Below are 22,047 nucleotides of genomic sequence, written 5' to 3'. Positions count from 1 at the left end.
AATAGGGTATTTTTATCACTCCTTGCATATGCCGGGAGCCCTTGCATCATTACTCAATCATTAATTATTCATTATGCGTACAGTTCTATTTTTGGCTTTATGGATCGCCTGTTGCATTCCGAATACCGGCCATGCACAGGTTAAGAATCAACAAAACAACTCGCAATTACCTGTTTACCAACAATTTCCAACTTTACCCCCGTTCCAGCTTTACCTGGAAGATGGCAGTGTTTATAACAAGCAATTGCTGCATAATAATAAACCGACTGTCCTGATTATCTTCAGCGTAGAATGTGATCACTGTAAAATACTTACAGAAGATATTACGAAGAAGATCGAAAAATTTAAAAATGTGAATATCTTGATGATTACCCCTTTCAGGGTTGATCGCATGAAGGAATATTACAATGAATACAAAATCGGTTCTTATCCCAATATTACGATGGTGAGCGAACCTACCCGCCAAATCATGTACTTCTACGGCTTGAGGGAATTCCCCGGGGTATATATATATGATAAAAAGCGGCAATTAAAACATGAAGTTACGGCAGCCTTAAACGTGGAGAATATTTTATCTAGTTTATAAAGCGTTAAAACTGGATTTTTTCACGGTGGAATCCGTACATAATCATTATTTTTGTTACCCAAATATTCTTCACTCAAAAAATTATACAATAAAATGAAAGTTACTGTAGTAGGTGCTGGAAATGTGGGCGCTACCTGCGCTAATGTGCTGGCACACAGGGATTTCTTGCAAGAAGTAGTATTACTGGATATCAAGGAAGGAACTGCCGAAGGTAAAGCTTTAGATATGTGGCAACAAGCCCCGATCGACTATTATAGCACCAAAACTTTAGGCGTTACCAATGATTATGCAAGAACTGCAAACAGTGATGTGGTAGTAATCACTTCCGGCTTACCTCGTAAACCGGGTATGAGCCGCGATGACCTGATTTCTACGAATGCTAACATCGTGAAGTCAGTAACAGAAAACATCAACAAATATTCCCCTGATGCTATCATCATCGTGGTGTCCAATCCTTTGGACGTGATGACCTACTGCGCTTTCCTTGCTGCCAAAAAAGACAGCAACAAGGTATTCGGTATGGCCGGTATCCTCGATACTGCCCGTTACCGCGCTTTCTTAGCCGACGAAATCGGCTGCTCCCCTAAAGATATTCAAGCGATCCTGATGGGTGGCCACGGCGATACCATGGTTCCTTTACCAAGATATACTACCGTGGGTGGTATTCCCGTAACGGAGTTGGTAGCCGGCGATAAATTAGAAGCGATTATTCAACGTACCAAAGTTGGTGGTGGTGAAATCGTTAACTTGTTGGGAACTTCCGCTTGGTATGCCCCCGGTGCTGCTGCCGCTCAAATGGTGGAAGCTATCCTGAAAGATGAAAAACGTATTTTCCCTTGCTGCGCATGGCTGACAGGTGAATACGGTTTGAAAGATATCTACTTGGGCGTTCCTGTAGTGCTGGGTAAAAACGGTATCGAGAAAATCATCGAATTGCAATTGAACGATGATGAGAAAGCGTTGTTGAGCACTTCTGCCAATCACGTTAAAGAAGTAATGGATGTATTGGACAATATGAAAGTAGTAAGCGCTTAATATAGCAGCTTAAACTGTATTATTTTAGGCCCTATTCCGTTGGATCGGAATAGGGCCTCTTTTATCGCCGGGATAACCTTAACTGTAATTATTATTTTAACAGTAAATTGACAATATATGTTGCAACATGTATTGTCAATAATGCTACATTTGCATTATAAAACACATACAATATGAAAAAATTATTGCTAGCCCTAGTGGCCTTTGCTCCCCTGGCGCTTTTTGCCCAAAAAACTACCTGGAAGGCTGACCCAGCGCATACTTCTGTAAATTTCAGCGTAAACCACCTCGGGATCTCCCAGGTAGCAGGTAAATTCGAAAAGTTCGATGGAACTGTTGTTAGCTCCAACAAGGATTTTACAGGCGCTCAAATCAACTTTACCGTTGATGTAAACAGCGTAAACACCGGGGTAGATCAAAGGGATACGCACTTGAAAAGTGATGATTTCTTCAATGCTGCCAAGTTCCCCGAAATGAAATTTACCGGTACCGCTTTCAAGAAAATTAGCGATGATAAATACTTGCTAGTTGGTGACCTTACGATCAGGGATGTAACGAAAACAGTTACTTTCGAGGTCGTACATAAAGGTGGTATCATCGTGGATCCCTGGGGTAATAACCGCGCCGGTTTTATCGCCAAAACTAAAATCAACCGCTTCGATTTTAATATCAATTACGGGAAAGACAATACTGCTGTTGGTAAAGAAGTGCGCCTGGTGATTAACCTGGAAATCGTACAACAAAAATCTTAAGGAATACAACAAAATTTAACCAGGCAAGGCGGTGTAAAAAACATCGCCTTTTTTTGTAAAGTATTTTTTAGCGTAATATCCTTAATTTTATGCTGGATGATGGATTATTGAAAAACCTATCCCCCGGGAGCCAAGTACAAGAATCAACCAATTACCGACAAGACTAACTTGGTGCTTGTCAAATGCTTAGCTTTCTGAAAATGGATGCAATTTCGTACCTTATTCGTAATTTTATTTTTATTGAAGTAGCTTATACTCTCCATTTATGTCGAATCTAGAAAAACTGATCGCAACAAAAGCTTTTACTAATGACTATCACCGCGGGATGGTGAGCCTCGTATTTGTAGGAAATTGGATGGTAGACCGTCACCAACAATTTTTTAAACAATACGATATCACCATGCAACAGTTCAATATCCTGCGGATATTGAGGGGACAACACCCTAAAGTTGCTAGTATCAATTCCTTGAAAGAAAGGATGCTGGATAAGATGAGTGATGTTTCCCGGCTAGTACAACGGTTGAAAAAAGCGGGATTGATTGATACCAAAAGTTGCGAGATGGATCGCCGCGCTGTCGATGTTTCCATTACGGCAAAAGGTTTAGAGCTATTGAAAACCATCGATTTAGAACTGCACACCTTGGAAGATAACCTAAAAGATACCTTGAACGATGGAGAAATTCAACAGTTAAACCATCTTTTAGATAAGATATTGACCAATTATTAAACTTTGAGCAGGGTAGGAACTTAGTATATGGAAAAGAAGAAAAGTATCTTGATTATTAACGGTAGCGCCAGCCATCCATCTTCCAACTATAGAATCATTGAATTTATTGCCCGCCAGGCAAAAGATATTTTCAATACCCGCATCTATAATAACTTAAAATCCTTACCGCATTTCGATCCCAGTTTATCCACCGATGAGCCTCCTGCAAGCATCCTCGAAGTTAGGGAATCGATCTTGCAGGCAGATGGCGTCATTATTTGTTCCCCGGAATATATCTTCAGCATACCCAGCGGGTTAAAAAACCTCTTCGAATGGTGCGTGGCTACGACCGTGTTTAATGAAAAACCTGTTGGCATCATAACTGCCGCGGCAATGGGTATTAAAGGACATGAAGAATTACAACTGATACTTACTACCTTGATGGCCCAATTGCAAGATTCCTGTAGTTTAATCATCCAGGGAATCAAGGGGAAAATTAATTCCGACGGTGATTTCCTCGATAGTCAAACGGAACAAGAATGCCTGCAATTCGTGGAAAGCTATAAGCGTTGGGTGCTATAATTGGCACTTAATTTTGAATACTTAGTCATTTTCAACATAATTCAATTCTTTGCCGAAAGTTTCATCACTAGTTAAGGCGGCGATGAAAGCAACAGCCATGCAGATTAAACCTGTTATCAAACCGCTGGCCAGGTAGGAAGAGTTAAAACGACCTTCTAAAACAGTTTGCAATGATAAAAAAACCGGTGTAATAACATTCAGCATGCCACGGGCGTAGTTAGGCGCCGTAGTAGCTGCCATGGCGCGGTAGTTTGTACCAAACTGTTCTGCTGCCACCGTTACAAATATTGCCCAGAACCCAACACTGAAACCCAGCAAACCGCAGATGCAATAAAATGCAGTCGTAGAAACACCGTGAGCAGAAAAATAAATAATGATGCTGGCCAAAGTCAATGCATAAAATATGTACAGTACTTTTTTCCTGCTTTTCAAATATTGACTCAACGCACCGCTGGCAAAATCCCCGATGGTTAAAGCGGCATAACAAATCATGATCGCTTTGCCGGGTTCTATTTTACCTTGTACCCCTAAATGTTCGGCAAAAGAATTGGAGAAAAATATCAGGATACCGACAACATACCAAGTCGGTGTACCGATGAGTACACACTTTAAGTAACGTTTAAACCGGTTGCCATCTGTAAAAAACTTGAGATAATTGCCGCGGCTCACATTTTCCTGCCGGCTATTATGGAACATCCCGCTCTCTACCACGCTGATCCTTAAGAATAAAAGCGTCAAGCCAAGCCCACCGCCAATGTAGTAACACATCCTCCAATCATCCCCGAAATAGGTTGATACGAAATATGCCGCTATAGCCCCGGAAATACCTATGCTTGCAACGATCATAGTACCGATGCCCCGCTTCTCCTTCGGTAATACCTCTGAAACGAGGGTAATCCCTGCACCGAGTTCTCCAGCCAAGCCAAGCCCCGCAACAAATCTCCAAACGATATACCAGGTAATGGCATTATCCCCACCGATCATTCCATTGGCGATATTAGCAACGGAATACAGTAGGATGCTACCGAAAAGAACAGATAAGCGGCCACGTTTATCGCCTAAAATACCCCAGATAATACCACCGATGAGTAACCCGGCCATCTGGTAATTAATCAATAATAAACCGTAATGTTCAATCTGTTCCTTATCTAAGCCTAAGGATTGTAAGCTCTTAATACGAACGATTCCAAATAATAGGAGATCATAGATGTCTACAAAATATCCAAGCGAAGCAACGATAACGGCCGCGTTGAATACCCGGGTTTTCCCGGTTGACGTGGATTCAGGATGCATATATAATTATAACGTGAAATGACGCGTGTATAGCTTCCCCTACTCTTGCTGCTGATCTTGCGATGAAGCCTCTACCTGTCCGGCCCCGATTGGTTTCTTCGCTTTACCGAAGAATAATTTGATCAAAACCGGCAAGGTCGTAATCAAGATAATAATGATGATGATTAACTCCAAATGATTTTTCAGATCTGGAAAATATTTATCAAGATAATGCCCTGCTAGCATGAGCGAAAATACCCAGGCGAAAGAACCGATAATGTTGTAGAACATAAATTTTTTACGATCCATCTCCACGATACCGGCAACAATAGGTGCAAAAGTCCGCACGATAGGAAGAAAACGGGCTACGAAAATAGCGCCGCCACCGTATTTCTCATAAAATTCATGTGCTTGATGCAAATGCTTTTGACGGAACAGGAAAGTGTCTTTCTTGCGGTATAACATGGGGCCAGATTTGCGGCCAAACCAATAACCAACCATATTCCCCAAAATACCCGCGAGAGCAACGAGCAACATCAATGCAAAGAACGGAATATTGAAGAAGCTTTCGCATAACAATCCACTGTAAATACCCGCCACGAATAACAAGGAATCTCCTGGAAGGAAGAATCCAACGAACAGACCTGTTTCTGCGAAAATGATAAATAAAATCAAATAAAAACCACCATGCGTAATAATCCACTCGGGATTAATCAAATGCTTCAAAAACTCGATAATCTGGTCCATGCGTATTCAAATGTTAAAAAATAGATCCTTGCCATTCCAACTGAAATGACAAGGAAAAATACAGATTTAAATGCTAAACAAAAGTTATTTTTAAGCTTCTTCGGGCTGTAATTCCAATTTACCTTCCCATTTAGATACGGCTGTGCAAGCCATCGCGTTACCGATTACGTTGGTTGCGGAGCGTCCCATATCGAGGAAATGGTCGATTCCTATTAAAAGCAACAAACCTGCTTCGGGGATATTAAATAAAGCTAATGTACCTGCAATTACTACCAATGAAGCCCTCGGCACTCCGGCAATACCTTTACTTGTAATCATAAGAACTAACAACATCGTGATTTGTTGTTCTATACTTAAATGCATTCCATAAGCTTGCGCAATAAATAAACTTGCAAAAGTCATATACATCATAGAACCATCCAGGTTGAATGAATAGCCTAACGGCAATACGAAACTTACGATCCTATTATCACAACCGAACTCTTCCAAAGATTGCATGGTACGGGGGTAAGCTGCTTCACTACTAGCCGTAGCAAATGCCATAGTGATGGGAGCAATTAGTTTTTTGTATAAACCGGTAATCGGCTTTCCAACTATCACATACCCCGCAAATAATAATATGAACCATAGAATCATTAATCCTATATAGAACTGGATTAAAAAAACAAGGTAAGTAATGAGTATATCCGGGCCAGATTTAGCAATGATCGCAGCCATTGCTCCAAATACCGCGAACGGGGCAAAATTCATAACATAGCCAGTAACTTTTAACATAACATGGGCTACTGAATCCATCAATTTAACTATCGGTGTTCCCGCTTCACCAATAGCGGCCGTTGCAATTCCAAAAAACAATGCGAATATTACAATTTGTAATATCTCATTCTCCGCCATAGCCATGATAGCACTTTCCGGAACTATGTGGTCAAAGAAGCCCCTAAGTGTCATATCCGCTCTTTCTACCCCGCTTGATGCATGGATATCTGGAAGCGGTAAATTTAGTCCTACACCCGGTTTTAAAAGATTTACTAAAATTAACCCTAGAAATAGGGAAACGAATGTCGCGGTAATGAACCAACCCATAGTTTTAGCACCAATCCTCCCAACAGCCTTTATATCTCCTAATTTAGCCACCCCTAATACCAAAGTTGAAAAAACTAAAGGTGCAATAATCATCTTCACTAAACGCAAGAACACGTGGGATAAAATAGATATTTTTTCCGCAAACTGATCACGGCTTTCCACTTCCGGCACCATTTTCCAATAAACATATCCTAAAATGATACCCAATATCATGGCACCGAATATAAAGATCGTCAGCAGGTTCGATTTTTTCTTCATTCCTATGTAGTTAGTTTAGATGATTGTTGATCAATAAAATGGAATCCCTCCAGCCATCTCCAGGCCATTCAGATTTTGGAGCGCGTTACAGGAAGTCCTATTCTAAAATTTCCCAAAAATAAGGTTATAAATGATAAACTGAAATTGTTATTCAGCTTGTTTTCCCCATTTTCCGATTAAATAAAAAATTAAGACTTTTCAACATAGATGCCTATATTTGACGAATCTATAAAAATCTAAACGCAAAAATATCAACCTTACAACAACAACATTGTATGAACGGACCTTTTGTCAAAAAGCCGCTAGGACGACTGTTAGCAGAAGCTTCAGAGTCTGAAAAAGGCTTGAAAAGAACATTGTCAGCCAACAATTTAATTGCTCTAGGAATTGGTGCCATCATCGGTGCTGGACTTTTCTCTCTAACCGGCCTTGCAGCAGCTAATAACGCGGGACCAGCCGTTACTATTTCCTTTGTAGTAGGTGCTATCGGTTGTGCTTTCGCAGGTTTATGTTATGCAGAATTTGCCAGCATGATCCCAATCGCGGGTAGTGCTTATACATATTCTTATGCTACGATGGGTGAATTGGTGGCCTGGATCATCGGTTGGGATCTCGTGTTGGAATATGCGTTGGGCGCTGCAACAGTATCCATTAGTTGGTCTCAATACCTGGTTAAATTCTTACATAATTTCGGTTTACACCTCCCCCCGCAACTTACTTGCTCTCCTTTCGAATCCGTTACCATGGCTGATGGAAGCGTTGTAAGCGGTATACTAAACCTTCCCGCTGTTGCCATCGTAGTAGCCTTGTCTTTGATTTTGATCCGCGGTACGAAGGAATCTGCTTTCATGAACGGCTTATTGGTTATATTGAAAGTAGCTGTAGTGCTAGTGTTCATCGCTGTAGGTTGGGGTCACATCAACCCGGCTAACTATAATCCGTATATCCCTGAAAATACCGGCGTATTCGGTCATTTCGGAGTTTCCGGTATCTTGAGAGGCGCTGCCGTTGTATTCTTTGCGTTTATCGGTTTTGATGCCGTGTCTACTGCTGCACAGGAAGCGAAAAACCCTCAAAAAGATATGCCACGCGGTATCCTGGGTTCCTTGATGATTTGTACCGTTTTGTACGTATTGTTTGCGCACGTAATGACCGGTTTAGCCAATTATACCGAGTTTAAAGACAGTGCTGCTCCCGTTGCTATCGCGATCGCGAAAACACCATACGAGTGGTTACAACAAGGTATTATCGTGGCAATTTTGGCAGGTTACACATCTGTAATCCTAGTGATGTTGATGGGTCAATCGCGCGTATTCTACAGTATGAGTTTGGATGGTCTATTACCGAAAACATTCTCTAACATTCACCCTAAATTCCGTACTCCGTATAAATCCAATATCTTATTTCTTTTCTTCGTAAGCTTGTTCTCGGCATTTGTTCCGGTGCATGTTGTAGGTGAAATGGTAAGTATCGGTACATTATTCGCATTTGCATTAGTTTGTATCGGTGTAATCGTGATGCGCAAATCACAACCTGACGCGGTACGTCCGTTCAAAACACCACTGGTACCTTTAGTACCGATCTTAGGTATTTTGATTTGTATCGGCTTAATGGCTTCTTTACCTTGGGATACCTGGTTACGCCTCGCCATCTGGATGGGACTGGGCTTTATCATTTACTTCACTTATGGTAAGAAACATAGTAAGCTAAGAAATGACAAATAATTCCTTAGACTTTATAAATTATTCCAATAAGAAAGGTCAACTTTTAGAAGTTGGCCTTTCTTATTAATTTTAGGTTCAAGGTATACGGATTTTCATCTTTGAATAACGCCCAAATTGGCAGAATTTAATATTTTTGCAACCGCCAAGCTTGTATTATAACCTTACTGGCTAAATGATTACGAATAATGTAATACTGCTGGGATTCACGGTATTACCTTCAAAAAATATATATGGGAAGAATATTTGAAGTTAGAAAGGCCACGATGTTTGCCCGCTGGGATAGGATGGCCAAGCAATTTACCCGTATCGGTAAAGAGATCGCTATCGCTGTAAAGGCCGGTGGTCCTGATCCGGATAACAACCCTGCTTTGCGCCGTTGCATGCTGAATGCCAAGGGTGTGAACATGCCGAAAGATCGCGTGGAAGCAGCGATCAAAAGAGCCATGGGGAAAGACAAAGCTGATTATGAAGAAGTAGTGTACGAAGGATACGCGCCGCACGGTGTTGCCGTGATGGTAGAAACGGCTACCGATAACTCTACCCGTACCGTTGCTAATGTGCGCATGTATTTCAACAAGGGTGGCGGCAGCCTAGGGAATAGCGGCTCCGTTGCATTTACATTCAACCGCATGGGAGAATTTAAAATAGCTAAAGAAGGTCAAGATATCGAGGAATTAGAGCTGGAACTGATCGACCATGGACTGGAGGAAATCGGGGAAGATAGCGAAGGTAATATCATTATACGTACTGCTTTCAATGATTTTGGGAATATGTCCAAAGCATTGGAAGAACGCGGTATTAGCGCCATCAGCGCAGAATTAAAACGCATTCCTTTAAATACAGTGGAACTGAACGAAGAACAATCTAAAGAAGTACTGGAATTGATTGATAGGATCGAGCAAGACGATGATGTTCAACAAGTATTTCACAACCTTGCATAATTTTACACCGCCCGGTTTCCCGGTATGCCGGGCGGTGTTTTTTATTTCAGGATGAATATTATTTTACCGGATCGTTTACAACATTCGTTGGTTTACCTGACTGAAACGCCGTTATATTATCTACTAAAACCCCTAGTAACCGTTCCCTAGCCTCCTTCGTAGCCCAAGCAATATGCGGCGTGAGAATGCAATTCTTCGATGAAAGCAAGGGGTTTGTTGAAACGGGTGGTTCTGTCGATAATACATCTACCGCCGCACCGGCAATTACATTATTTTTTAACGCATCGGCCAAATCTTGTTCATTGATTAGCGGACCGCGGCTAGTATTGACCAGGAATGCCGTCGCTTTCATTTTACGCAACAAACCTGCATTGACAAATCCTTTATTAGCATCGTTTAACGGGCAATGCAAGGAAACAACATCGGCATTCTGAAAACAATCTTCCAAGCTTGTAAACCTGACTCCTTCCATGCGGTCCCTTTCCGGGTGTTTATGATGCGCGATAATATGCATCCCGAATGCCTGCGCCAACTGCGCAACCTTTCTGCCGATATTCCCCAAACCCACGATACCCATAGTTTTCCCAGCCAATTCAACCAAGGGGTACTTCCAGAAACTAAAATCCGGTGCGCCCGTCCATTCTCCCTGCTTCACCGCGGTATTATGTTCACCAACATGATGGCATAACTCCAACAGAAGTGCGAAAGTTAATTGCGCAACACTCTCCGAACTATATGCCGGGACGTTGGTCACGGGTATACCGCGCTTGTTCGCCGCTGCAAGGTCAACAACATTATATCCCGTTGCCATTACGCCGATATACTTAAGGTGATCAAATTGTTCGATCATCTCGGCGGTTAGCACCACTTTATTAGTGAGTATAATATCGGCATCTTTAGCCCTTTCCACTACTTCATTCGGTGGCGTGCGGGTATACATTTTCACACTTCCCAGTGCAAATAATGACTCCCAACTTAGATCACCGGGATTTAAAGTGTACCCGTCGAGTACTACAATCTGCATACTTTGTTTTTGCAAAATTTAATAATAATTCTGCAAGGATGGAGTTATTAGGGAGATTTTTTTAGATATCCTGCATGAAAGGCAGCGTGGGTATGAAGCTGAGACAGGACTAATCCCTATGAGAACCTTAAATGCGATGAGCTTAATTGTTCAAATTTATTGGTCAATTCATTGATAACATAAGTCCCGAAACTCGATTTATAAATACCATAACATTGCTTGTTATCGATCACGATACTATGCTGCTCGCCTAAAGGATGAATTCCCTGCATAAGCTTTACAAATTGCATTCTCTGTACAGGGCCACCGCATCTTTCACAACGAACATGTTTCGAATTTTGCTTGATAATAATTGCATCACTACAGTAAAGGCATCTTACATCCATTACAATAAATTTTGGTATTCTTCAAGGATAAGTTTGAATTGGCGTCTTTTCCACACGGATATTACTCCGTATAGCATTCAACATGACCTTTGGTTTGGTTATTTACTACCAGGTTTTGATAGAATACAAAATTAATTCTAATTCCTGCGCAGGAAACGCAGCACAAAAAATGAACAAAAAATGAACAGGGCTGGAACTGGGAAAACTTACTTCTTGCGGGGCATTTTACCTCCTTGTAGGCCGATAAGTAATTGTGCTTTAGCTACGTTGGGATTTGAAGGATCACAATTTATAACGAGGAAGTAGCAACCGAGCATACTCATTTGCCAATCCGTTAGCATTTCGCCGTCCTTCCAACAATAAGTTTTCTTGAAATGTAAATTAACAGGGTAATGCAATGCGACGCAAGCTTCCATCGCCCTAAACATGGCTTGTTTAATGGCGTTGACATCCCCGTAGCCCAAGAGGCGGATAATATCACTGGCATAATATTCCAAGGGCTCTTTATCAAATTGAACTTGTCGCATCGAGATAACTTCGTCTAAGTATTCATATAGTTTCAACATGATCGTTTACTTTTGACGGTTTGCTAATTTTTCGATTTGGGCTTTCTCATCATCACTGAGGTTCTTAGGTACCTGTATAGCAACTTTCACGTAAAAATCACCGGTAACACCGTTAGCAGAAGTCATACCTTTGCCTTTTAACCTGAACATCCGGCCGCTGTCAGTCCCGGCAGGAATATTTAACTGCAAAGTGCTGCCGGGTGTCTGGACCTGTATTTTCCCACCCAATATCGCCGTAAAAACATCGATGGGAACATCCGAATAAATATCATTGCCCTGCAAGTGGTACTGCGCATCATCTTGCACTTGAATGGTAATCAATAAATCGCCTGCCTCGGCACCGTTGTACCCCGGTTCTCCTTTTCCTTTGAGTCTTAATACCTGTCCATCGTAAGTGCCCGGCTTAATCTTCAAATTCAGTTTCTGGCCACTTATTTCGATTTGCTTCGTTGCACCGGCATAAGCATCCGTAATTGATATCCCCATCGTGGCGCGTATATCTTGTCCCCGCATGGAACGGCTTCTCCTACCCCTTGACTGGGAGCGGAAATTTCCACCGAATAAATGTTCGAAGAAATCTGAGAACTGCCCCCCATCACCGAACATATCGTTAATGTCCTCCTGCGAAGCCTGCCGGTAACCACCGGCACCGCCTCTCCCTGCATTTTGCCATTTCGACCAATCGAAATCACCTTGTTGTCCACCGGCTTGTTCATAATACTTCCAATTTTCACCGAAAGCATCGTATTTCTTTCTTTTTTCTGCATCGCTCAGCACTTCGTATGCCTCGGTGATTTCTTTAAATTTTTCTTCTGCTAATTGATCATCAGGGTTTTTATCCGGGTGGTATTTAACGGCTAGTTTTCTATAAGCTTTCTTGATGGCATCCGGCGTAGCGTTTTTTTCTACCCCTAAAATTTTGTAATAATCTTTGTAATCCATGTTAAAGATGATTTGAGGCCTTCCTATATAGATCTAATAGCTATAACTATACCATTTTACAAGGCAATCACTTACAACATTGCTAACAAAAAAAGCGCAAAACTTGTTCAAGGTCCGCGCTTCCGTTTATGGGTAGTTAAATAGTTATTTTTCTTATTCCGCCATGACTTCCATTACGGTGCTGATCACATCTTCTGCATTCGGCTTAGAGAAATAATCCCCGTCCGATCCGTACGCCGGTCGATGTGCTTGGGCAGTCAAGGTACGCGGCTTCGTATCTAACCAGCGATAACCGCCCTGTACTTCGATCACCTGTTGGAACATGAAGGCGGCTGCACCGCCCGGTACATCCTCATCTACGAAAAGAATCCGGTTCGTTTTTTTCAGCGAAGCAAGGATATCATGATCGAGATCGAATGGCAGCAGGGTTTGAATATCGATTAATTCAACCGAGATGCCTAGGTTCTCCAACATGGGTAATGCTTCCTGCACGATCCTCAGCGTGGAGCCGTAAGAAACGATGGTGATATCATCACCTTCCTTCATGATATCTACCTTTCCTAAGGGAACGGTAAAGTCGGCTAGATTAACCGGTAATTTTTCTTTCAGCCGGTAACCGTTGAGCGATTCAATCACGATTGCCGGTTCATTAGCCTTTAGCAAAGTATTATACATTCCTGCTGCTTGAACCATGTTCCTCGGAACACAAACATGCATGCCCCTTAATGAATTGATGATCATCCCCATCGGGCTGCCGGAGTGCCATATACCTTCCAGGCGATGGCCCCTGGTACGCACGATGATCGGGCAGAACTGTTTTCCCTTGGTGCGGTATTGCAGCGTAGCCACATCATCGCTTAAAGGTTGTAAACCGTACAATAAATAATCCAGGTACTGAATTTCCGCGATGGGCCTTAAACCCCTTAGCGCCATCCCGATGCCCTGCCCCATGATCGTTAGTTCACGGATACCTGTATCGGAAATTCTCAGCTTGCCATGTTTCTGTTGTAAACCGGAGAAGGCCTGGTTGACATCCCCGATTTTACCAACATCTTCCCCGAAGGCAAATACCCTGGGATTGCTGGAGAAAAGTTGATCAAAATATTTATTTAAAACTTCGTAACCGTTTACCATTGCTGCCTCTTCAGCATATTCAGCAGGTATTGCCTGCACGTTTAATGCGGAATTAACACCGGAAGCGTATAAGTCCGAGTTATAACTTTGCTTTTGTAATGTTAGCAGTTCAAGGTAGAAATTTTTCAGTTGAAGCACCGCATTGCTGTTCGACTTTGAATTTCTAAAAACGATAGATGCGGCAGCCTTCAAAACATCTTTCCTTTGCGGTTCCCTGTTAGCCTGTAATTCTTGAATGGTTTTATTGATAAAAGCGGCATCGGTGCCTTCATTAACAAGGTTCGCCGTGTATTTGACCAAGTCTTGAACTTGCTGTTTGATGACAACGATGTATTTCTCCCAAGCTTTCTTTTTCGACTCTATAACGGCAGCTTTAGCTTCTACTTCAATTTCATCTAGTACAGCTTCCTCAACGAGTGCATTTTCAACCAGCCACTGGCGCATTTTCGCGATACAGTCAAATTCCCTTTCCCAAGCCAGGCGTTCTTTTGATTTATACCTTTCGTGTGAACCGGAAGTAGAATGCCCCTGTGGCTGGGTTATTTCTTCTACATGGAATAATACGGGAACATGCGTTTCGCGGGCTTTGCGGATACCTTCTTCAAATACTTCGCACATCCCGGCATAATCCCAACCTTTCACCGTATAAATTTCGATACCGTTAGTATCGGGTTGTTTTCTAAATCCTTCCAGCACTTCGCTGATAGATCCTTTTGTTGTTTGAAACTTACGTGGTACGGAAATACCGTAACCATCATCCCAAACAAATATTGCTAAAGGAATTTGTAATACGCCCGCGGCGTTCACCGTTTCCCAAAAGTGCCCTTCCGAGGTGGAAGCATCACCGATAGTAGTAAAGCAAACTTCGTTGCCGTTGTTAGATAACCCTTGAAAAGCTTCTAGTTCCGGTACATTTCTAAATAATTTGGAAGCGTAAGCCAAGCCGATGGAACGTGGCATTTGACCTGCGGTCGGGGCCATATCAGCCGCCGTATTTTTCATATCTACCAAGGGAAGCAGTTCCCCGTTTTCATCGATGTTAGGAGTGGCAAAATGCGAGTTCATCTGCCTTCCTGCTGAGAATGGATCATGGTTAATATCCGGGTCAGCATATAATTGGGAGAAAAATTGTTCGACCGTTGCAATGCCGCTAGCGAATGCAAAAGTCTGGTCACGGTAATACCCGGATCTGAAATCACCCGGTTGAAAATATTTCGCCATCGCTACCTGTGCCAATTCCTTACCATCTCCAAAGATTCCAAATTTTGCTTTTCCCGTTAACACTTCCCTCCTGGCAAGCAAGCTGGTCTCCCTACTTTCACAAGCAATGCGGTAATCGCGTATCACTTCCTCGCGGAATTGATCGAATGATAACTGGCTATCCGATTTCATGGCTAATTCATTATTTTCTTTCATACCTATGCTGTTAATAATTACAAATGTAAGGTTTAAAAGTAATAAGTTCGTCCCAGGTACTCATCTGTTGACAGCTTTCAATTCTCGGCAACATTTGATAGATACATTCATATAAAATAATAGTTTTTTTAAGAAGATTTTAATAAATTGTTGTGGCCGCTAACAAAATTGGCAGTAAATTTGTTTTAATGACAGATGTTAAATTCTATTATATTTAACCATTCGTAAAAAACCAAATATTTAACGATGAAAAAGTTTATCTTATCCCTATTTGCGAGTATGTTCTTAGCAACTGCACTGTTTGCCCAAGCTCAATCCGGTAGTACTAACCCGGTTGATGCAAAAGTTAAATTCAAGAACGAGACGATCGACTTCGGTACCACCAAGTTGAACAAAGCCGTTACCGTGAATTTTGAATTTACCAATACGAGTAAAGAACCGGTGTTAGTTGAAACTGCAAGGGCAAGCTGCGGATGTACGCAACCTACTTGGACTGTTGAACCGGTATTACCTGGTAAAACTGGAAAGATAACAGCGACTTACTCTGCAAATGGCGTGGGACAACAAAGAAAAACCATTTGGGTTAAATTCAAAGGCATCGATTCTGATAAGGAATTGTACCTGACAGGTAAAGTTGAAAATTAATTCGACATTCACTTATTTTAATATGGAAGCTGGTTCGAAAGACCAGCTTTTTTTATGTCCCTAACCAAGCCAGTAATTTTCCTTCCCTTACTTTATATTTCCAGCTATTCGTAACGGTACTTTCACTTACATTTGCATCGCTAAAAATTTGTATAATCATGCCCACCATTAGCCAAAGAGGTCAATTGATGCCACCATCTCCTATCAGGAAATTGGTGCCCTACGCGGAAGCCGCCAAGAAAAGAGGCGTTACAGTGTACCATTTAAACATCGGTCAACCGGATATCGAAACACCGGAACCCGTTTTGGACGCCGTACGCCAATCCCATTTCAAAATCTTGGAATATAGCCACAGCGCCGGAAACGAAAGCTACCGCCAAAAACTAACCGGTTATTACAAGAAATTCGATATCGATGTAACATCACAGCAGATTATTGTAACTACGGGGGGATCAGAAGCGATCCTGTTCGGTTTCATGGCCTGCCTGGACCCGGGTGATGAAGTCATTATACCGGAACCGTTTTACGCTAATTATAATGGTTTCGCAGTAGCGGCAAACGTGCATGTAAAACCGATAACTTCGAGTATCGAAACCGGTTTCGCGCTGCCGCCCATCGAAGAATTTGAGAAGCTGATCACGCCGAAAACCAAGGGTATCCTAATCTGTAACCCCAATAATCCCACCGGTTATTTATATAGCCGCGAGGAGATGGAAGTATTGAAACATATCTGTTTGAAGTACAACCTGTTCCTGTTTTCGGATGAGGCTTACCGTGAATTTTGCTATTCCGGCAAGCATTTTTCGGCCATGAACCTGGAAGGGATGGATAATAACGTGATCCTGATGGATACGATATCCAAGCGTTACAGCGCTTGCGGTGCGCGTATCGGCGCGTTGGTTACGAAAAACCAAACCGTCCTGGATGCGGTGATGAAATTTGCCCAGGCACGCCTGAGCCCGCCAAGTTTCGCACAGATCGCGGCGGAAGCGGCAGTTGATTTACCTGCTGACTATTTTGACGGGATCAAGGCAGAATATGAAGCCCGCAGGGATATCTTGGTAAAGATGCTGAACGAAATCCCGGGAGTTTATTGCCCGAACCCAGGCGGTGCTTTTTACGCGATGGCGAAGCTTCCTATCGACGATGCCGATAAATTCTGCCAATGGCTGCTTGAATCATTCGAATACAAGCAACAAACCGTCATGCTTTCCCCCGGTACCGGCTTTTATGCAACGGCGGGACTAGGTAAGGATGAAGTGCGTTTGGCCTACGTTTTAAATACGGGGGATATCCAGCATGCCATGGAATGTTTGGCAGCCGCACTAAGGGTCTACCCGGGTAAGAAATAAAGCATTTTCGGCATTTAAACATAATTGCACCAGGTTTCATCAATAAAACATCAACAATGTTAATATTGAATTAACCCGGTGCAATTTTTTTATTTGTAATTTTGATCCTGTTACCGACAAAAAGAACGGAAAATATATTACAAATAATTACATATATGCTTTTCTTATAAATTTTTTGATTTTTTAAGCATAAACTATTTTATTTTTCGATTTTCCGACTTATATTTGTATCAAGTTCTTAACAAAACAACAAAATAGCAAATATTAAATTATTTATAATATAATATTTCAAAACCCTAAACCTGTTTTTCAAAATAGAAACTTGTAGAATTTTGACAAACAATAAATCGGCGAAGGATTTCGATTATAATCTAAATGTAAAAAAGTTTGCTATAAACTAAAACGTTTTAGCAAAATATCATATTTTTGTATCAGTTTTTCATAACGTGGAATTTATAAAGGCAAACGGCTCTGATCACAGGGCCGTATTTTTTTTATATATTCCGCCCAATCCTTTACTGTAGCATATTTCAGCTACTTCTTTCCCAAAAAACACCTCTTGCCGCCCAAGATTTTTTAAAAAACGGTGCTAAAACCCATCTGTACGTTCTAATTTTTTCATATTATTGTTATGTAATGAAAAGACAAGTTAAGGATTGTGTGCTTACATGATTCTTACGCTAGTTTTCATAACGTGGAATTTTTAAAATGCGCGGTCCTGATTCTTCAGGACCGTCCTTGTTTTATGTGGATTAATAGAGAAGTTCTTACACGGATTGATACGGATTTTCACCGAAATACACGGATTTCACTTTCGCGGGTTTATTTGATCTACTGCTATTTGCAAGGGAAGGCAATCTAACTTGATAGCTTTAGGATGATTTCTGGATACTTATTCCCTGTTTTCTTTCTCTTTGCCTAGCTTAGTTTACCTCATCCTATTTCTTCTTTCTTTTCTCTTATTCTTCCTATTATTTTTTCTCTTGTAAACGGTTTATACCAAGGGGAATTTCTTCGCTGGGGTATTGTGTATGAAATATTAATTGCGCAGATAAATATCCGGGAATGGCAAAGGTTTACTGTGCACCGGGGCACTAAATAAAATGGCCGGCTTCTAAGAGCCGGCCATCCAATTACATATTTTCACGGATCATCGTGAAGAAATCATCAAATAAATACCTGGAGTCGTGCGGGCCGGGGGTCGATTCCGGGTGATATTGCACTGAAAATGCAGGCTTATTTTTCACTTTGATACCTTCGATCGTGTTATCGTTCAGGTTAATATGCGTCACCTCGATGTTTTCAGACTTGGTTACCGCATCTGCATCAATAGCGAAGCCATGGTTCTGCGTCGTGATCTCACATTTACCAGTCTTGAGATTTTTAACCGGGTGATTCAACCCACGGTGCCCATGGTGCATTTTATATGTCGGGATGCCATTAGCCATGGCTAATAATTGGTGGCCAAGGCAGATACCGAACAGCGGGCGTTCTACATCAAGTACTTTCTTGATAGTTTCCACCGCGTATTTCAAGGGCGCCGGATCACCAGGTCCATTGGAAATAAAATAAGCATGCGGTTTGAAGCTTTCGCACTCTTCGAAGCTTGTTTCAGTTGGGAATACCTTGAGGTAAGCGCCTTTCTCGGACAAGCATTTCAGCATGTTCCTTTTCACACCATTATCCAACACCGCGATACGGATATCAGCATTAGCATCCCCTACATGGTACGCTTCCTTGGTAGACACTTCGGCGCAAAGAGCCAGTCCTTCCATTGAAGGTACTTTCGCTAATTCGGCTTTCAACTGCTCTTCATCAAGGATTTCGGAAGAGATAATCACGTTCATAGCTCCTTTACTGCGGATATGCGCCACCAATGCGCGGGTATCCACATCATAAATTGCTACCAGGTTGTTATCCAGTAAGAATTGTTCCAATGAACTGTCAGCCATTTGCCTGGAATAGTTGTAAGCGATATTCTTACAGATCAATCCGCTGATTTTAACGCTGCTACTTTCAACATCGTCGGTTTTTGTACCATAATTACCGATGTAGCAATTATTCATAATCAGCACCTGTCCTTTATACGAAGGATCCGTAAAAACTTCCTGGTAGCCAGTCATACCGGTATTGAAACAAAGTTCCCCGGATGCGGTACCGATTTTACCGAATGCTTTCCCATGAAAAACAGTACCATCTTCTAACAACAGCATGGCGGGCTGGACGGATTTTGACTGAGGCATTTCTTTCTTCCTGTTTTTGATTTTGTGGCTTTGAATATCAATTACTTACATTCAAAACCGATGAAACAAACTGTGCAAAGTTATGAAAGCATGCGTTAAATCCCCCAAATATTTTACGGAATTTCAAATAATTCTTGCGAAAGAAATCACTACTGCCGGCTTCGGGGCATATATATAAATAATTACGATTTTTAAACCGCTCATTTGCTTTTTGGCAGAAGGGAAGATACCCTAATTTGGGCAGGTGGAGACATAAAAAAAGCCGGTCATAAAGACCGGCTTTTCCAAAAAATAATTATTCCAAAGCTTATTCAGCAGATTCAGATTTTTCTTCTTCTGCCGCCGGAGCAGCAGTTTCTTCTGTAGCGGCTTCAGCAGTTTTAGCAGTAGCTTTTTTCCTGCTACCACCGGCACGGCGGGTTTTCTTAGCTTCAGTTTTTTCTGCTTGTTGGCCATAGATTTCATTGAAATCAACCAACTCGATCAGGGCAACTTCAGCGTTATCCCCCATACGTTTACCTAATTTGATGATACGAGTGTAACCACCTGGACGGCTAGCGATTTTTTCGCTGATCGTTCCAAATAATTCCTTGATAGCTTCTTTCTCTTGCAAGTAGCTAAATATAATCCTACGATTGTGTGTAGAATCATTTTTAGACCTTGTCAATAAAGGTTCAACATATACACGCAAAGCTTTAGCTTTCGCCAAAGTTGTTGTAATACGTTTGTGAGCGATCAATTCGCAAGCCAAGTTAGACAAAAGGGCTTTGCGGTGAGCAGCTGTTCTGCTCAAATGGTTTAATTTTACACCGTGGCGCATGACTGTAAGTTTAATTCCCCTGTACCGTGTCAGGAATTACAGGGTACTTTTTATAGTTTAATTGTTATTCTACCTAATTTAAGCGGTGCTTAGCCGTTATAGACTATTCTTCGTCTAATTTCAACTTAGATAAGTCCATACCGAAATGCAAACCTCTTTCACCGAGAACCTGTTCAATTTCGCTCAAGGATTTTTGACCGAAGTTTCTGAACTTCATCAATTCCTCTTGTTCGTATTGAACTAATTCACTCAGAGAGTTGATTTTAGCAGCTTTCAAGCAATTGAATGCACGAACGCTGAGATCTAAATCTTCGAGCGGTGTTTTCAAGATTTTGCGCAGTTGCAAAGTTTGTTCATCTACAACATCTTCTTTTTCCGCGTCCTTGGTATCAAAACTGATATTTTCGTCAGTGATGATCATCAGGTGTTGGATCAAAATACGGGAAGCTTGTTTCACGGCTTCTTCCGGATGGATAGTACCGTCCGTAACGACTTCCATGATCAATTTCTCATAATCCGTTTTTTGTTCCACACGGGTATTTTCGATGCTGTATTTCACGTTTTTAATCGGGGTGAAAACAGAATCGATCGCGATGTAGCCGAACGGTGCATCTTTGGGTTTGTTCTCTTCTGCGGGAACGTAACCACGGCCTTTGCCGATAGTCAGTTCAATATCCAGCTTAGAAGAAGGGTCCAGCGTACAGATCAACAGTTCTGGGTTCATGATTTGGAAGGAGTTAGTAGCCTTCTCGATCATTTCCGCGCGGAACTCGGTTTTACCTTTGATAGAGATCTGCACTTTTTCGTTGGTCACTTCATTTTCTACGATCCTTTTGAAACGAACTTGTTTCAGGTTCAGGATAATCTCTGTTACGTCTTCGGTAATACCTTTCAAGGTAGCGAACTCGTGATCAGCGCCTTCAATCTTAATTCCCACAATGGCATAGCCCTCCAAAGAAGACAACAGCACACGGCGAAGCGCGTTACCGATTGTCACACCATAACCTGGTTCTAATGGACGGAATTCGAATTGAGCTTCAAAGTCAGTTGACTTTTGCAAAACGATCTTATCAGGTTTTTGGAAATTTAGAATTGCCATGTGATATGCGAGGTTTATGTGTTTTATGATATACTTATATATGGCTAATAGCCACCCGTAGGTGGCTATAACGACTTATTTAGAGTACAATTCCACGATCAATTGTTCCTTGATATTTTCAGGAACGCTTTCTCTTTCTGGATAAGCGATGAAAGTACCTTTAAATTCTTTCTCGTTAAAATCTACCCAGCTAAATTTAGGATTTTTTCCGCGAACTGCGCTAGTGATAGCTGTATTGTTTTGAGCTTTAGGCTTCAAAGCAACCACATCACCGGGTTTCAATTGGCAAGAAGGTGTATTTACCACGATACCATTCACGGTAACATGCTTGTGGGAAACCAATTGACGGGCAGCAGGACGGCTAGGCGCCATACCCATGCGGAACACCGCGTTATCCAAACGGGCTTCCAACAATTTGATCAATGTTTCACCGGTAACACCTTTCCTACGGTTAGCTTCTTCGAAAAGGTTACGGAATTGTTTTTCCAATACACCGTAAGTGTATTTTGCTTTTTGCTTTTCTCTCAACTGCAACGCGTATTCACCCAGTTGTTTACGCTTACGGCTTGCACCGTGCTGACCTGGAGGGTTGCTGTTTTTACCTAAATATTTACCATTACCTAGAATGGGCTCACCGAAGATCCTGGAGATCTTGGTCTTTGGTCCTGTGTACCTTGCCATGTTTTAATCTTTAGATTTTTTAGTTCCAGTGTATGCTCTTCAAAAAATCTGAA

21 protein-coding genes are annotated in these 22,047 nt (G+C 41.8%); 9 read left to right on the top strand and 12 right to left on the bottom strand.

What is annotated here, in order from left to right; all coding sequences use genetic code 11:
• Positions 1-73 precede the first annotated feature (73 nt).
• The 5 genes from COR50_RS09950 to COR50_RS09930 all read left to right on the top strand — a co-directional run bounded on the left by COR50_RS09950 (position 74) and on the right by COR50_RS09930 (position 3,661).
• On the top strand, positions 74-586 hold the full coding sequence (locus tag COR50_RS09950) for a peroxiredoxin family protein (RefSeq protein ID WP_098193849.1): 513 nt from the start codon (positions 74-76) through the stop codon (positions 584-586).
• Between the two features lie 93 nt (positions 587-679).
• Positions 680-1,621: a malate dehydrogenase gene (gene mdh, locus COR50_RS09945; RefSeq protein WP_098193848.1), complete on the top strand. Its 942-nt coding sequence runs from the start codon at positions 680-682 to the stop codon at positions 1,619-1,621.
• A gap of 173 nt (positions 1,622-1,794) precedes the next feature.
• The gene (locus COR50_RS09940) at positions 1,795-2,373 is read left to right on the top strand and encodes a YceI family protein (protein WP_098193847.1); all 579 of its coding nucleotides are present in this window, start codon (positions 1,795-1,797) and stop codon (positions 2,371-2,373) included.
• A 265-nt stretch (positions 2,374-2,638) separates the two neighbouring features.
• Entirely contained in the window at positions 2,639-3,100 is a 462-nt protein-coding gene (locus COR50_RS09935) for a MarR family winged helix-turn-helix transcriptional regulator (protein WP_098193846.1), read from the top strand.
• 27 nt (positions 3,101-3,127) lie between these two features.
• Positions 3,128-3,661 carry an NADPH-dependent FMN reductase gene (locus COR50_RS09930; RefSeq protein ID WP_098193845.1) on the top strand — a complete coding sequence of 178 codons (534 nt, stop codon included), beginning with the start codon at positions 3,128-3,130 and terminating at the stop codon, positions 3,659-3,661.
• Positions 3,662-3,682: 21 nt separating this feature from the next.
• On the opposite strand, the gene COR50_RS09925 is transcribed toward COR50_RS09930, so the two are convergent.
• The 3 genes from COR50_RS09925 to COR50_RS09915 all read right to left on the bottom strand — a co-directional run bounded on the left by COR50_RS09925 (position 3,683) and on the right by COR50_RS09915 (position 7,021).
• A complete protein-coding gene (locus tag COR50_RS09925; RefSeq protein ID WP_098193844.1) occupies positions 3,683-4,954 on the bottom strand; it encodes an MFS transporter in 1,272 nt (423 codons plus the stop codon).
• Positions 4,955-4,993: 39 nt separating this feature from the next.
• Complete coding sequence (locus COR50_RS09920) at positions 4,994-5,680, bottom strand: DedA family protein (protein WP_098193843.1); 687 nt, start codon at positions 5,678-5,680, stop codon at positions 4,994-4,996.
• 90 nt (positions 5,681-5,770) lie between these two features.
• The gene (locus COR50_RS09915; protein ID WP_098193842.1) at positions 5,771-7,021 is read right to left on the bottom strand and encodes a dicarboxylate/amino acid:cation symporter; all 1,251 of its coding nucleotides are present in this window, start codon (positions 7,019-7,021) and stop codon (positions 5,771-5,773) included.
• A gap of 275 nt (positions 7,022-7,296) precedes the next feature.
• Here COR50_RS09915 and COR50_RS09910 point away from each other — a divergent pair, with 275 nt between their 5' ends.
• Positions 7,297-8,745 (top strand): amino acid permease, encoded by a 1,449-nt coding sequence (locus COR50_RS09910; protein ID WP_098193841.1) that lies wholly within the window; start codon positions 7,297-7,299, stop codon positions 8,743-8,745.
• Between the two features lie 230 nt (positions 8,746-8,975).
• A complete protein-coding gene (locus COR50_RS09905) occupies positions 8,976-9,686 on the top strand; it encodes a YebC/PmpR family DNA-binding transcriptional regulator (protein ID WP_098193840.1) in 711 nt (236 codons plus the stop codon).
• Between the two features lie 58 nt (positions 9,687-9,744).
• Here COR50_RS09905 and COR50_RS09900 read toward each other — a convergent pair whose 3' ends face one another.
• From COR50_RS09900 to COR50_RS09885, 5 genes are all read right to left on the bottom strand, one after another.
• Entirely contained in the window at positions 9,745-10,710 is a 966-nt protein-coding gene (locus COR50_RS09900; RefSeq protein WP_098193839.1) for a D-2-hydroxyacid dehydrogenase, read from the bottom strand.
• A 116-nt stretch (positions 10,711-10,826) separates the two neighbouring features.
• Positions 10,827-11,096, bottom strand: a complete 270-nt coding sequence (locus COR50_RS22295) for a hypothetical protein (RefSeq protein ID WP_157760727.1) — start codon at positions 11,094-11,096, stop codon at positions 10,827-10,829.
• Positions 11,097-11,302: 206 nt separating this feature from the next.
• Entirely contained in the window at positions 11,303-11,662 is a 360-nt protein-coding gene (locus COR50_RS09895) for a hypothetical protein (protein WP_098193838.1), read from the bottom strand.
• 6 nt (positions 11,663-11,668) lie between these two features.
• Positions 11,669-12,604 (bottom strand): DnaJ C-terminal domain-containing protein, encoded by a 936-nt coding sequence (locus tag COR50_RS09890; RefSeq protein ID WP_098193837.1) that lies wholly within the window; start codon positions 12,602-12,604, stop codon positions 11,669-11,671.
• Positions 12,605-12,757: 153 nt separating this feature from the next.
• The gene (locus COR50_RS09885) at positions 12,758-15,154 is read right to left on the bottom strand and encodes an alpha-ketoacid dehydrogenase subunit alpha/beta (RefSeq protein WP_098193836.1); all 2,397 of its coding nucleotides are present in this window, start codon (positions 15,152-15,154) and stop codon (positions 12,758-12,760) included.
• Between the two features lie 246 nt (positions 15,155-15,400).
• Here COR50_RS09885 and COR50_RS09880 point away from each other — a divergent pair, with 246 nt between their 5' ends.
• Positions 15,401-15,799 carry a DUF1573 domain-containing protein gene (locus COR50_RS09880; RefSeq protein WP_098193835.1) on the top strand — a complete coding sequence of 133 codons (399 nt, stop codon included), beginning with the start codon at positions 15,401-15,403 and terminating at the stop codon, positions 15,797-15,799.
• 158 nt (positions 15,800-15,957) lie between these two features.
• Positions 15,958-17,151 carry a pyridoxal phosphate-dependent aminotransferase gene (locus tag COR50_RS09875; protein ID WP_098193834.1) on the top strand — a complete coding sequence of 398 codons (1,194 nt, stop codon included), beginning with the start codon at positions 15,958-15,960 and terminating at the stop codon, positions 17,149-17,151.
• A gap of 1,133 nt (positions 17,152-18,284) precedes the next feature.
• Here the strand turns inward: COR50_RS09875 and carA are convergent.
• From carA to rpsD, 4 genes are all read right to left on the bottom strand, one after another.
• Positions 18,285-19,394, bottom strand: coding sequence for a glutamine-hydrolyzing carbamoyl-phosphate synthase small subunit (gene carA, locus COR50_RS09870; RefSeq protein ID WP_098193833.1), 1,110 nt, complete (start codon positions 19,392-19,394; stop codon positions 18,285-18,287).
• 307 nt (positions 19,395-19,701) lie between these two features.
• Positions 19,702-20,187 carry a 50S ribosomal protein L17 gene (gene rplQ / locus COR50_RS09865; protein ID WP_394336709.1) on the bottom strand — a complete coding sequence of 162 codons (486 nt, stop codon included), beginning with the start codon at positions 20,185-20,187 and terminating at the stop codon, positions 19,702-19,704.
• Positions 20,188-20,317: 130 nt separating this feature from the next.
• The gene (locus COR50_RS09860) at positions 20,318-21,313 is read right to left on the bottom strand and encodes a DNA-directed RNA polymerase subunit alpha (RefSeq protein ID WP_098193831.1); all 996 of its coding nucleotides are present in this window, start codon (positions 21,311-21,313) and stop codon (positions 20,318-20,320) included.
• 75 nt (positions 21,314-21,388) lie between these two features.
• On the bottom strand, positions 21,389-21,994 hold the full coding sequence (gene rpsD, locus COR50_RS09855; protein ID WP_098193830.1) for a 30S ribosomal protein S4: 606 nt from the start codon (positions 21,992-21,994) through the stop codon (positions 21,389-21,391).
• Between the last annotated feature and the right edge of the window lie 53 nt (positions 21,995-22,047).

This window comes from Chitinophaga caeni, assembly GCF_002557795.1.
GTDB classification, from domain to species: domain Bacteria; phylum Bacteroidota; class Bacteroidia; order Chitinophagales; family Chitinophagaceae; genus Chitinophaga; species Chitinophaga caeni.
This window is presented reverse-complemented; position numbering and strand designations above follow the sequence as displayed.

Coding starts and splice junctions, on each gene's coding strand:
- COR50_RS09950 (WP_098193849.1), top strand. CDS start 74: ATGCGTACAGTTCTATTTTTGGCTTTATGGATCGCCTGTTGCATTCCG.
- mdh (WP_098193848.1), top strand. CDS start 680: ATGAAAGTTACTGTAGTAGGTGCTGGAAATGTGGGCGCTACCTGCGCT.
- COR50_RS09940 (WP_098193847.1), top strand. CDS start 1,795: ATGAAAAAATTATTGCTAGCCCTAGTGGCCTTTGCTCCCCTGGCGCTT.
- COR50_RS09935 (WP_098193846.1), top strand. CDS start 2,639: ATGTCGAATCTAGAAAAACTGATCGCAACAAAAGCTTTTACTAATGAC.
- COR50_RS09930 (WP_098193845.1), top strand. CDS start 3,128: ATGGAAAAGAAGAAAAGTATCTTGATTATTAACGGTAGCGCCAGCCAT.
- COR50_RS09925 (WP_098193844.1), bottom strand. CDS start 4,954: ATGCATCCTGAATCCACGTCAACCGGGAAAACCCGGGTATTCAACGCG.
- COR50_RS09920 (WP_098193843.1), bottom strand. CDS start 5,680: ATGGACCAGATTATCGAGTTTTTGAAGCATTTGATTAATCCCGAGTGG.
- COR50_RS09915 (WP_098193842.1), bottom strand. CDS start 7,021: ATGAAGAAAAAATCGAACCTGCTGACGATCTTTATATTCGGTGCCATG.
- COR50_RS09910 (WP_098193841.1), top strand. CDS start 7,297: ATGAACGGACCTTTTGTCAAAAAGCCGCTAGGACGACTGTTAGCAGAA.
- COR50_RS09905 (WP_098193840.1), top strand. CDS start 8,976: ATGGGAAGAATATTTGAAGTTAGAAAGGCCACGATGTTTGCCCGCTGG.
- COR50_RS09900 (WP_098193839.1), bottom strand. CDS start 10,710: ATGCAGATTGTAGTACTCGACGGGTACACTTTAAATCCCGGTGATCTA.
- COR50_RS22295 (WP_157760727.1), bottom strand. CDS start 11,096: ATGGATGTAAGATGCCTTTACTGTAGTGATGCAATTATTATCAAGCAA.
- COR50_RS09895 (WP_098193838.1), bottom strand. CDS start 11,662: ATGTTGAAACTATATGAATACTTAGACGAAGTTATCTCGATGCGACAA.
- COR50_RS09890 (WP_098193837.1), bottom strand. CDS start 12,604: ATGGATTACAAAGATTATTACAAAATTTTAGGGGTAGAAAAAAACGCT.
- COR50_RS09885 (WP_098193836.1), bottom strand. CDS start 15,154: ATGAAAGAAAATAATGAATTAGCCATGAAATCGGATAGCCAGTTATCA.
- COR50_RS09880 (WP_098193835.1), top strand. CDS start 15,401: ATGAAAAAGTTTATCTTATCCCTATTTGCGAGTATGTTCTTAGCAACT.
- COR50_RS09875 (WP_098193834.1), top strand. CDS start 15,958: ATGCCCACCATTAGCCAAAGAGGTCAATTGATGCCACCATCTCCTATC.
- carA (WP_098193833.1), bottom strand. CDS start 19,394: ATGCCTCAGTCAAAATCCGTCCAGCCCGCCATGCTGTTGTTAGAAGAT.
- COR50_RS09860 (WP_098193831.1), bottom strand. CDS start 21,313: ATGGCAATTCTAAATTTCCAAAAACCTGATAAGATCGTTTTGCAAAAG.
- rpsD (WP_098193830.1), bottom strand. CDS start 21,994: ATGGCAAGGTACACAGGACCAAAGACCAAGATCTCCAGGATCTTCGGT.